Below are 11,488 nucleotides of genomic sequence, written 5' to 3' on the forward strand. Positions count from 1 at the left end.
TCATGGATTCGCCTCAGAGCCTTAATTGTTCATTAGCGCCCACTGGGAAGCCAACATTAAACCTAACGTGTCCCTACCTCTCTAAGATAGGGCAGTCACTCGGTACTTTAAGCCACGGCTAGTAATCAAGTAGGTGCCATGAGCAACCGATATCATGCGTAACCCCAGCATTAGGATTACCACTACTTTAACGGCCCAAAAATTGGCAAGTATTTGCGCAGCCGGCAACTGGCAAAACGAGTGGCAAGTCTCGCCCTTTAGGGTGGGGAGGAGGTCAGTCTCTCTTACCCTTTAAGGGTTGGTTTCACTCCCATCTGCAACAGGGGTTATTAATGCAATGAGTTGAAGAGTTGAGGAAATGCTTCATTCTAAACCCGGCCCCTAGAAGAGGTAGGGCTTGTCGCTCTTTTGTCATTAATTCTAAGCATAATTTTTATAAGCGTAAGGTGTCTGTTTAAGTGTAATGAGGGCTGTTTGTCCATTACTCAAAAAGGTTGAGGGAGGTTACGTGTGTGGTGCCGTTGACCGTAGTGTTAACCCTGAGGCTTGGTACTGCTTCATGGATTACCCATCGTGCCCCCTCTACATAAACTACATTAGAAGGCAGAGGGGTCAGGTTACGCAGGGTGTGCCTCAGGCTCAGCAGACTCAAGCGGCCACCACTGAGGTTAAGCCCCTCGTTACAGTTACCCAGCAGGCGGCCACTGCGGCAGCTAGCGTTAGCGTAAGTGAACCTGAGGATGAGGTCATAAACAGGTTGAGGGGTATCCTGGAGTCCATGCAGGGTAGGGTTAAGGACCTTGATGAGGCTTGGAGGAGTTATGAGGGTAAGGCCACGGCGGCTAAGGGTGAGTTGGATAAGAATGAACACTTGGTGAACCAGTACCTCCTATCCCTTGAGGGGATTAAGGCTAATCTGGAGGAGTCCATTAAGGAGCTTGAGTACAGGAGGGAGGCTGGGATGATTGACGAGTCCTCCTACGGTAAGGCAAGGGAGTACGTGGAGAAGAGGCTGAGTAGCATAACGCAGCAGCTTAACGAGATGAGGGAGGCCTATGGCAGGATCCAGGAGTCTATACTAACCCACTACAGGAGGGTCCTCTCCGAGGGGACTGAGGCGGCTAAGGTCAAGCTATCCCTAGCTAAGCTTGAGGAGCTTTACAGGACTGGGAGGGTTAGTAAGGAGGTTTATGAGAGGATTAAGGCGCAGTTAACCATGATGGGTGGTTAACGTGGAGGAGTACATAAACGTTTACAAGGAGTTGATGAAGGCCCTTGAGGAGAGGCTTAACCACTACAGGGAGGGGGTTAAGAGACTTGATGAGGCTTGGGTTGGCTACAGGAACGCTGTTAATGAGCTTAAGAGGGAGTGGGACAGCGACTACCCGCTCATAGAATCCAGGGTTAACCAACTTAAGGCAGGTATAGAGGGTTTGAGGAGGCAGGTTGAGGAGGCTGAGGTTAAGAGGGAGATAGGCCTAATGGACGATGAGTCCTATGGCAAACTGGTTAATGAACTGAATACCGCAATAGAGGAGTTAAGTAAAATGTATGACCAAGCCAAGTCGCTGCTGGGTGAATTGGAGAATGGACTAATGAACCACTGGATCAGGTCCATAGACGTATCAGCCATATCCCAGGAGGCCGTTGAGAAACTAACCAAAAACCTGGAGGAGGCTAAGGCCAATGGGCAGATAAGCGAGGAAACCTACGCAAGGCTCAAGAGGGACTTAGACCTACTGGCGAAGGCGCTCCAAGCCTACTCACTACTACTAAAAGGCCAGTGAACCAGGGCAATAAACCCACTTGGAGGTTTAGGCCTACGGCTCCCCACCCTAAAGGGCGAAGGCCTCCTCTACCTGGGCTGTGAAAAACAAATTAAAACACTAAGCATACCACTGCGTAATGCTTAGAGGTAAGTTAAACGCCTTAAGGGGCTTAATTAGGGATAAGGAGGCCTCGGCTTTAATCCTAACAAACCCAAGGAACATGGGTTACCTGCTGGGTTACGAGGATGGCATATTGGCCTACCTAGACGACTCAACGGTTAAAGTCGTCGTTCCCCTACTGGATTACGATAGGGCAATGGAGTTGATTGGAGGTGATGCCGAGGTCCTAGCCTACTCAGGCTATAAGCTGCCGGTGGAGGGTAACTTCATATTCGGCAGTGATGAGTTAACTAGGCTAGTCTCCTCCTGGGTTAGGCAGGGATCAGGCGTAGTGATTGATGACCCCAATAACCAACTGGTGGGTAAGGTGCTTAACGCGGCTAATGCCAAGCCCATTAACGCGTCAGGCGACATACAGGGCATTAGGTCCGTTAAGTTGCCTGAGGAGTTTGAACTAATTAAGGGGGCTATAGACATAACGCTCAAGGTCCTGGATGAACTGTATGGTATGAGGCTGGTGGGTATTAGGGAGAGGGACGTGGCGGCCTACATATACCAGGGGTTGATTAGGCATGGTGGTGATGAGTTAGCCTTCAACCCAATAGTGGGCTCAGGTCCAAACGGCGCCAAGCCCCACCACACCCACAGCGACAGGATCATTGGTGAGGGTGAAACAGTAGTCATAGACATAGGCGCCCGCTACAGGTTGTACTGCGCCGACGTAACAAGAACCCTAACCACAGGGGGCATTGAGGGTAAGCTTAAGGATGCTTATGAGGCTGTGGTTGAGGCCTCTAGGAGCGCCATAAGGGCCATTAAACCGGGCGTTAAGGCCAGCGATGTCGATGCAGAGGCTAGGAGGGTGATTAACGAGTATGGATTTCCATGGGGCTTCATACACAGCCTTGGCCATGGGGTTGGAGTGGAGGTTCATGAGAAGCCTTTACTGGGCCCAGGCAGCAGCGATGTGTTGAGAGCCGGTAACGTCATTACCATTGAGCCTGGGATTTACATCAAGGGTGTGGGTGGCATTAGGGTTGAGAACATGGTGCTCGTGACTGAGGGCGGCGCCGAGGTTCTTACTAGGGATAAGTACGCATACGTTTGACCTAAGGTAGTTTAGCAATTGAAATAGTCATGATGGGCCTTGGGTGTAGCAGCTGTCCTGTTAAAATGGCAAAGTTTATTAACAGCCGTTAATATACCGAAGTGATGAAGAGTAACATAAGGGTTTCAATAGCTGGTGTCGGCAACTGCGCCTCAGCCCTAGTCCAAGGGGTCCAGTACTACAAGGCCACTGGTGATGCAACTGGGGTGGCCTTTAAGGAGGTTAACGGCTACACAATAGATGACATAAAATTCGTGGCCGCCTTCGACGTGGATGCTAGGAAGGTTGGCAAGGACCTGTCGGAGGCCATATTCACACCCCCTAACAACGCCATTAAGGTAATTGACGTAGATAGGCTTAACGTGGTTGTTAAACCAGGCCCACTACTCGACGGCATAGCCCCTGAGCTCGTGGGTAAGCACATACCTGTGGTTGAGGCTAAGGTTGATGATGTCGTTAGGGAGTTGGAGTCAGCGAACACAGACATACTAATCAACTACCTACCCACAGGGGCACAAAGGGCTTCGGAGGCTTACGCAGAGGCTGCATTGAGGGCTGGGGTGGGTTTCGTAAACGCCATGCCAGCCCAGATAGCCACCTCTGAGCAGTGGCAAGCTATGTTCACTAAGGCTGGCTTACCGCTGCTCGGCGATGATGTTCAGAATCAACTTGGGGCAACTGTACTTCACAAGACTATAATGCACCTCCTATCATTAAGAGGCCTTAAGGTGATTGGGACTTACCAACTCAACGTAGGTGGCACACCAGACTTCCTAAACTTGAACTACAGGAAGGGCCAGAAGGAGAAGACTAAGACCACTGCCATAAAGAGGATGGTTGAGGGGCAGGAATTCGATACATACATAACCCCCGTAGCCCACGTGGGCTTCCTGGGTGGTAGGAAGAGGGCACACATGTTTATTGAGGCACAGGGGTTTGCCGGGGTTCCTGTTAGGATTGAAGTCAGCCTGGAGGTTCATGACCCATGGAACAACGCTGGAATCATGGTTGACGTACTTAGGTTAATGAAGGTTGCGTTGGATAGGGGTGTAGCTGGCCCAGTCTACAGTGTCGCCGCATGGGCTTTCAAGAACCCGCCAATACATGCACCACCTGATGAGGCTTACCAATGGGTCATAGAATTCATTAACGGTAAGAGGAGTAATTAGGGTAATGGTGAATTAGCCCTCTAGATCAATGAGGAAATCTTTATTAAGGTCCTAAATGTAAAACCCAGTAATGATAACTAATACTACTACGCAAAGCCAAATACTGCTCAATAATATAACTAAGATTATAGAGTTTAATGCTACGCAAATAATCACAAACATGGAGTTGAAGTTTGACCAGTACGTAAGCGCAATACATGTTATACTAAGCAATTCGACGTACTACACCACGCAGATGAATTCAACGGTCGGTGTGACGGCTAAGCCTGTGCCCAAGGGCTACATACCACTCATACTGGTGGTTTACGTGGTGTACGCTGTGTTCATGGCTATAGTGCTCGTGCAGCTGGGGATCATGATACACGCGGCTTACGTTAGGTTGAGGGCCACGGGCAGGGTAAGGTCAACCATACGGGACTTCAACCCAGGTTGGCTGCCGATGGTCTCCGTTATAATACCTGTTAAGGGTGAGGGGCTTGACGCTGTTGAGGATGCTGTCAAGAGGATTGTTGGCCTAGACTACCCTAGGGATAGGCTTGAGGTTATAATAGCCACCGATGATGATGAGCATATGGCTGGCTTAATTAGGGGGTTGGCGGATAGGGTTAGTAGGACCTATGGCTTAAGGGTTCTGGTTAACTGGAGGAGCAGGCCCACCGGCTATAAGGGTGGGGCCGTTAATGAGGCCGCTAAATTGGCTTCAGGTGAGGTACTGCTGATATTAGATGTGGACACTGTACTGCCTAGGAATTACCTTAAGGTCGCCTTAAGCTACCTCAATGAGGGTTATGACGTAGTTAGTGCGCCTTTCCTAAGCATACCAAGGGTGCCCAATGGCTTCAGCAAGTCATTAATGATACTGTTCAACGTGATGAGTGAGATACAGATAGTCGGTAGGGCGCTTTCAAGGCTAAGAAGGGGGTTCTACATGACCATTGGCAACAACATAGTCATGAGGAGGGAGTTTTTCAACAGGATTAATGGACTGTGCAGGTGTAAGGCTGATGACATGGACCTGGCTCTAAGGATCTGGTTAATGGGTGGTAGGATCGGGGTACTTGATGAGAGGGTATTGACCGAGATACCCAGCACATACAATGCCTTCAGGTCTCAGACCATTAGGTGGGCTACCAACGACATGTGGGCCCTGAGAAGGTACTTAATTAATATAATCAGGTCTAGGAGGGGGATGTTGGATAAGTTGGATGCCGTACTGTGGCTTCTTAAATACCCTGTCGCCTACCTGGGCTTAATATCAATCATAACAATGATCGTTATGCAGATATTCTACATAATAATACCCCCACTCCCAATACTGGTCCTATCAATACTGGCGGATGCTGTCGGCGTAGCCCTACTGGCGTTTATCATAGCGGTGGGTAAGGCCATGAATTACGGTAACTGGGACCTATTCAAGTCTCTGATAGTGGGTGGCTTAACGATGTATGCGCTTGGGTTCCCATTAATGGTGTACCTACTCAGGGCCCTAATAGGGGACTTACCCTGGTTCTACACGCCGAAGGCATCAAAGGCTTTGCTAAGGCAGAGGCTTTTCATTGAAAACGCAGTGGCGTTAACCCTAATAACCTCAGGCGCTGTTCTGCTAATCCTTGGCCATGTAATACTGGCGGTTTACATACTGCTGAACTCAGCACTAATAATAGCCGGCTACAGGATCGGTACCATTAAGCCCATGGGTAAGGTTAACGTTAGAGCTCTCATTCCTTAAGGTTAAACAAAACGCTTAAATAGGCTGCATCAACAATGGCAGCTATGGCTGGGACCGGTATTTGCACGTGGTAACGTGTTCAGAAGTGTGGAAGAACTCATAAGGGGCGCCTGGCCAACGCCCCTGTTAAGGCTTAGGTCCTTTGAACCCCATAATGTCTGGGCTAAGCTCGAGTTCATGAACCCAATAACACATAGCATCAAGGATAGGACGGCGCTAGCCCTCGTGGAGTCAATAAACGGTGGTGAGGGGGTTGTTGAGGTTTCATCAGGTAACCTGGCGGTTGCCCTGGCGTCAATAGTAAAATCAAGGGGTATGGACTACGTGGCCTACATACCCAAGGCCTCCCCAAGGCCATTTAAAGTCATGTTGAGGTTAATGGGTGTTAAGGTGGTTGAGCGTGAGGGCAACACATCCACCATACTACCTGAGGTTATTAATGAGGCTAATAGGCTTGGGTACATACACCCAAATCAATTCTCAAACCCAGCCAACTACATGATGCACTACAGGTTCACGGCAAGGGAGATTGATGAACAGTGCAGGCTCGCCGGGTTTAAACCGAGGTACGTGATTGGTTCCGTTGGGACGGCAGGGCACATGACAGGCATATCCATGTACTTCAAGGAGAGGTATGGGGATGAGGTTAAGGTGATAGCAGTTCAACCTAGTGCTAACTCAACGATACCAGGCATAAAGAGGCTCAACAACGGTAACCCATTCGCCAAGTTGCTTAGGGTTGATGATGTTGTTGACGTGTCCAGGGAGGAAGCTTTAATGGGGGTTAGATGGGTGGCTAGGAGTGATGGATTACTGATTGGTTTAAGTTCAGGAGCCGTGGCGTACGCTGCATTAAGGCTTAACGTTGATGATGCAGTCCTAGTGTTCCCCGATGATGCGTGGAAGTACATTGATGAATTAGAGTTAGCCCTAATGAATGAGGAATAGGCATAAACCAAGACAGCTTGGTTAAAAAGCCACTAATAATATCCCGCTTATTCTTCACCAGTATTGGTAATGGGCAACTTTCCATACCAATTAACAATGGGTAAGCCTTCTGACCCCTTGATGGGCGGGGTTTCCCCGGGGTCTCAGGGGTTAGCCGTACACCACCCGATGCTGGCGATAGGCACTGAACGGTGATGCCGCGCCCATGGGTGGCTCCAGACCAGCGATAGGAAGCCTCAGTGGGCGTAGAACGCCCTCAAGGGCAGGGAACAGCTAGCTCTCTCAGTATCCTGCGCATTTAAATACTCATTATCCCATTAAACGCATCACTTACCCTATCTATACTGCTGGTTCAAGTTGCAGTAAATCCGTAATGTACTGGCTGATGCTCATTGGTCAAGGGCATGTTTAAATAACGGCACTCAATACGCTGTAGTGGTTAGGCCCATTGATAGGGTTAGGCTACTCCTAAGGGAGCTTGGGGAAAAGGGCGTTGACCTGGCCCTAGTCTCTACGCCAGTCAACTTAAGGTACTTGACGGGCGTTAGGTTGGAGACCTTTGAGAGGTTTGGTGCATTGCTCCTATGCGTGGGGACTGGTGAAGTAACGTTAATAGTGCCTAAGCTCGACGAGGGTAAGGCAATAACCACAGGGTTACCCTACATAACCTACCTTGACCAGGAGGGGCCCTTGGAAGCCGTTAGGAGGGCTACTTCAGGGTGTAGTGGGGCTAGGGTTGTTGGGTTTGAGGGTAATGCACCGATTAGGAACCTTTGGGTGCTTAGGGGTGTGTTGGGTGGGTTCAGGGATGAGGACATCGACCCAGTTCTAGCAGGCATGAGGATTGTTAAGGATGATGATGAGTTAGGCAGCATAAAGGCTGCGGTTAGGGCTATTGAGGAGGGGATTAGGGCTGCCAGGGAGGCCATTAGGGCTGGGGTAAGTGAGGCTTGGCTAGCCAGGGTGATTAGTAATGCAATAGCCGAGGCTGGGGCTGAGCCCAGGGATGTGCTTGTTCAATCAGGACCAAACTCAGCAATACCACACTGGCTACCTGGAAATAGAAGTATTCAACAAGGTGATGTGATAGTCGTTGACGTGACGGCGACTCACAATGACTACTACGGCGACTTAACGAGGACATTTATGCTTGGTGAGCCGACGACTGAGTTCAACAGGATTTATGAATTGGTTAGGGAGGCTCATGACGAGGCCATTAAGGCGGTTAAGCCTGGGTTAACCGGGGCATTCATAGACTCAGTGGCCAGGGGTGTGATTGAAAGGAATGGTTACGGGGGTTATTTCATACACAGGACTGGGCATGGGTTAGGGCTTGAGGTCCATGAGGAACCTTACATAAGCGGCGGCTACGATAAGCCATTGCCAAGGGGCTCCGTGTTCACCATAGAACCGGGTATTTACCTACCCGGTAGATTTGGGGTTAGGCTTGAGAGTGATGTTGCAATAGGGCTTAACGGTGAGGTTAACGTCTTGGATATGTATTGGCCATATTAATGATCCCCTTCCCGTCTTAGTGGGGTGGTGAAAAGGGTGGGGTATTGCCCTACGGCTCATCTAAGGCAAGGAAAACCCCTCCCAAAGGCACCAGCCCAAGCACCAAACACCTACGCAAAACACAAACCCACCACCTAAAGACCACATAGAAAAACAACCACACCCTAAAGAACGAGACTTACCTCGTTATCAGTGCCCAGTTTAAACACCCTTATTAAGCTACCTGGTGTTAAACCCTCAAGCACCACTGCGTAACCATTAACATCAATGAAACCTTGTCCATTAACCGTAACTTCACCGAGCAGATTGCTACCGTATGGGTTTAGTGCCTTAATGGTGAAGGTGAATTAGCCGTCATTATTATACGCTACGTAGAGTTCGCCATCAATGAACTTTATGAATGGTGTTGAGGGTACTTTAGTTAGGCTAAGCCTAAAGCCGCCGTTTGAAACCACGTTAACGTAACTATCAACGCTATGGTAGGCCACGTAGACTTGATCGTCGTTAATCCAGGTGAATAGGATGGCATCACAGTTAAAGTCATCGGCTAGTACTGACTGTAAGTTGGGTTTAACATACGGTTCACCTGTGCATAGGGTTGTGTGTTTGTTATTCATGTTGCTGTATAGTTCACTTAGGTTAATGTTCTCAAGCAGTAGCCTACTTGAGTTAGCCCCCTGGGCCAGCAGCAACACGCTTGAGCCGTACCTAACCCCAGACATCCTGTACATCCAAAGTTCATTACCGTCATCATCCTCTACGTCAATTGTTGTAAAACCCACGGCCATTGGTTCACCGCTGATGCTAACTGAGGTTACGCAGCTCCTATGCGTAACACACCATGTACCGCACTCGCAGGATCGAGGTGGGTAATTGTCGCCACCGAAGAGGAGTAGGTCATTGTTGTTGCCATTCACAGCGAAGGTGAAGTTCGCATTATCGCAGCTACCACCTGGTATGGCCATTACGTTAAGTTCATCTGTTGAATTATTGTATATGCCTACGTAGGGTGAGCAGGGGCATGCGCATGGAGACCAGGGTGGAGGTATTGAGTCTTCACCGTAACAAACCACACCACCACCGAACACGGTGAATTCACTAATCCTCGTGGTCCCGGTCACGTTACTCAGGTCAATGTTACTGGGTAGGGTTGGGTTAGGCCCCACGTTGCCATAGTTGGAGGGTAGTAGTATGTACACGTTTCCATTATTAAACAGTAATGCGTAGTCCCCACTTGTACCGGGTAATATCTGCATTATGAAGGACTTCTCACTAAGCACTACACCGCCATTAGCCGAAATGCTGAACCCCTTTAAACTATCCATGAGCTCCATTGAGCTAACCTGCCTAAGCATTGAGCTTAATGTTGAACTAGATCCGGAGCTGACTTTACTTAAATTTAGCCTCACAGGGATTAGCCTGGAGATGACGTAATAGCCGACCCCAACCACCGCCATAGATGCTATGAGCTTTAGGGCTAGCCTCCTACCCCTATTAACAGCCATGTTAAATGAACACCACAGAGGTATATTAACATTATTACCATAGTGCCACCACACCACTATGCGCCGTGAACTTCAATGGTTTTTCAATATCTCATTAAGTATTCTGAGGGTTGCCCTGGCGTTTTCAAGCATCCAGTGATCATTGTTAAAGAATACGTACACTTTGCCTGGGTTCAATACCATAACCCTACTTATCAATTCCCTAAGCTCCTCATGACTGTAGTCATACCAGTACCAGTTTAACCTACCATGAAGCCTGAGGTAGATGATGCCGTTGGTGGAGGTTATCCAAGTCGCCCCAGGTTCATCAACAGATACCACGGTTACACCCACATCCTTAATGGTACTTAATGCCTCATCGTTAAACCATGACAAAATGGTCAAGCTTCACCCTTTAGGGCGGGGGTTGCCTAACTATGTAGGTCTAGGCGATAGGTTTATTAATCCCTGCTTTACTAGGATGTTTAGTAACCCCGCAAATAGGCGGGGTAACCATCGAGACCCCCAAGGTGAAACCCCACCCTTAAGGGCGGGGAGGGGGTCATTTGTTCCTAAACTCCACGGCAAACCTCCACCCAAGGCCGCTCTCCCTGGCGAAGAGTATAATCCTCTCAGCATTCTCGCCACTATAGGTGAAATTTGGCGGCAGTTGAAATAGGTAGAAGTCAATGTACTTGTCAAGTGGTGTGAACAGTTCCTTAAACCTGCGCCAAGCATCTAAGGCATCCTCCCTTAACCTCTTAACGTGGGTTATATACCTATGCACCTTAATGGACCAGCGTAGGCTTGACCCCTTACGAACCCAGGACAGTACCTGATTCCTGAAGGGGAACCTGTAGAATGAGGCATTCAACTCAATGGCGTTAAGCCCTGAGTACCTTACGTACCAGTCCAGTGATGAGTCCTCATTCCAGTCGTAGAGCCAGCCTGATGTACCCACGAAGAACTCCACTGTTTAAATGGGCCTCGCCTTTTATTTAACTCTCACTGGCTCACCTGAGATACAGGGCCAAGTACCTTATTGAAGACCTCGGTGAAGGTTTCATAGGCCTCATCACCGTAGAGGCACACTATAATCCTCCTAACAGCCCTAAGTGAATTGGCCATGGACTTGATGGCGTCAGCCATTAGCTCAGCCGCCTTATCGTAGGGGAACCCAAAGATCCCCGTTGATATTGCGGGTAGGGCTATGCTGGCTAGGTTCAGTTCCTCAGCCTTCCTAAGCGAGTTAACTACGGCATCATGCAGTAGGTTTGGGTCATCTACACTCCACCTTGGGCCGACGGCATGTATCACGTACTTGGCCTTAAGTCTACCGGCCCCAGTAACAGCAACCCCACCCACCGGGACTGGGCCATACCTCCTAACCCATTCCCTAGACTCCTCCTGTATAACGTAACCCCCCTTCCTCACTATGGCCCCAGCCACACCACCCCCATGCTCAAGGTACTGGTTTGCTGCGTTAACTATTGCATCAACCTCAACCTCAGTTATGTCGCCTTTAATCAACTCCACAGTCACGCCATTGCTAAACCTAAACTTAACCATAACCCTAACCATTAGTTTAAATATTAAAAGTATTAGCGCTCGATACACGCACTGCGTGAAAATTAATGTTCTTAGCA

10 protein-coding genes and 1 pseudogene are annotated in these 11,488 nt (G+C 49.1%); 7 read left to right on the forward strand and 4 right to left on the reverse strand.

Translation table 11 applies throughout. From position 1 onward, the window contains the following. Positions 1–463: 463 nt before the first annotated feature. The 7 genes from AAX04_RS06410 to AAX04_RS06440 all read left to right on the forward strand — a co-directional run bounded on the left by AAX04_RS06410 (position 464) and on the right by AAX04_RS06440 (position 8,358). Positions 464–1,231 (forward strand): hypothetical protein, encoded by a 768-nt coding sequence (locus AAX04_RS06410; RefSeq protein ID WP_066795750.1) that lies wholly within the window; start codon positions 464–466, stop codon positions 1,229–1,231. 1 nt (position 1,232) lies between these two features. Further along, on the forward strand, positions 1,233–1,787 hold the full coding sequence (locus AAX04_RS06415; protein WP_156519731.1) for a hypothetical protein: 555 nt from the start codon (positions 1,233–1,235) through the stop codon (positions 1,785–1,787). A gap of 118 nt (positions 1,788–1,905) precedes the next feature. Beyond that, positions 1,906–2,997, forward strand: a complete 1,092-nt coding sequence (locus tag AAX04_RS06420) for a Xaa-Pro peptidase family protein (RefSeq protein WP_066795755.1) — start codon at positions 1,906–1,908, stop codon at positions 2,995–2,997. Between the two features lie 104 nt (positions 2,998–3,101). After that, a complete protein-coding gene (locus AAX04_RS06425; RefSeq protein ID WP_066795757.1) occupies positions 3,102–4,166 on the forward strand; it encodes an inositol-3-phosphate synthase in 1,065 nt (354 codons plus the stop codon). A gap of 70 nt (positions 4,167–4,236) precedes the next feature. Further along, entirely contained in the window at positions 4,237–5,895 is a 1,659-nt protein-coding gene (locus tag AAX04_RS06430) for a glycosyltransferase family 2 protein (RefSeq protein WP_066795759.1), read from the forward strand. A gap of 75 nt (positions 5,896–5,970) precedes the next feature. Continuing rightward, positions 5,971–6,843: a PLP-dependent cysteine synthase family protein gene (locus tag AAX04_RS06435; protein ID WP_162270120.1), complete on the forward strand. Its 873-nt coding sequence runs from the start codon at positions 5,971–5,973 to the stop codon at positions 6,841–6,843. A gap of 435 nt (positions 6,844–7,278) precedes the next feature. Next, a complete protein-coding gene (locus AAX04_RS06440) occupies positions 7,279–8,358 on the forward strand; it encodes a Xaa-Pro peptidase family protein (RefSeq protein WP_202904424.1) in 1,080 nt (359 codons plus the stop codon). A gap of 347 nt (positions 8,359–8,705) precedes the next feature. Here AAX04_RS06440 and AAX04_RS06445 read toward each other — a convergent pair whose 3' ends face one another. The 4 genes and pseudogenes from AAX04_RS06445 to AAX04_RS06460 form a co-directional block, all read right to left on the reverse strand. Then, a complete protein-coding gene (locus AAX04_RS06445) occupies positions 8,706–9,863 on the reverse strand; it encodes a hypothetical protein (RefSeq protein WP_066795764.1) in 1,158 nt (385 codons plus the stop codon). Positions 9,864–9,935: 72 nt separating this feature from the next. Continuing rightward, on the reverse strand, positions 9,936–10,247 hold the full coding sequence (locus AAX04_RS06450; protein WP_084761236.1) for a DUF72 domain-containing protein: 312 nt from the start codon (positions 10,245–10,247) through the stop codon (positions 9,936–9,938). Positions 10,248–10,410: 163 nt separating this feature from the next. After that, positions 10,411–10,815, reverse strand: a pseudogene (locus AAX04_RS06455) (DUF72 domain-containing protein); the annotation flags it as partial. A 32-nt stretch (positions 10,816–10,847) separates the two neighbouring features. Continuing rightward, on the reverse strand, positions 10,848–11,411 hold the full coding sequence (locus AAX04_RS06460) for an ADP-ribose-binding protein (RefSeq protein WP_066795826.1): 564 nt from the start codon (positions 11,409–11,411) through the stop codon (positions 10,848–10,850). Positions 11,412–11,488 lie beyond the last annotated feature (77 nt).

Source organism: Caldivirga sp. MU80 (genome assembly GCF_001663375.1).
GTDB lineage: Archaea > Thermoproteota > Thermoprotei > Thermoproteales > Thermocladiaceae > Caldivirga.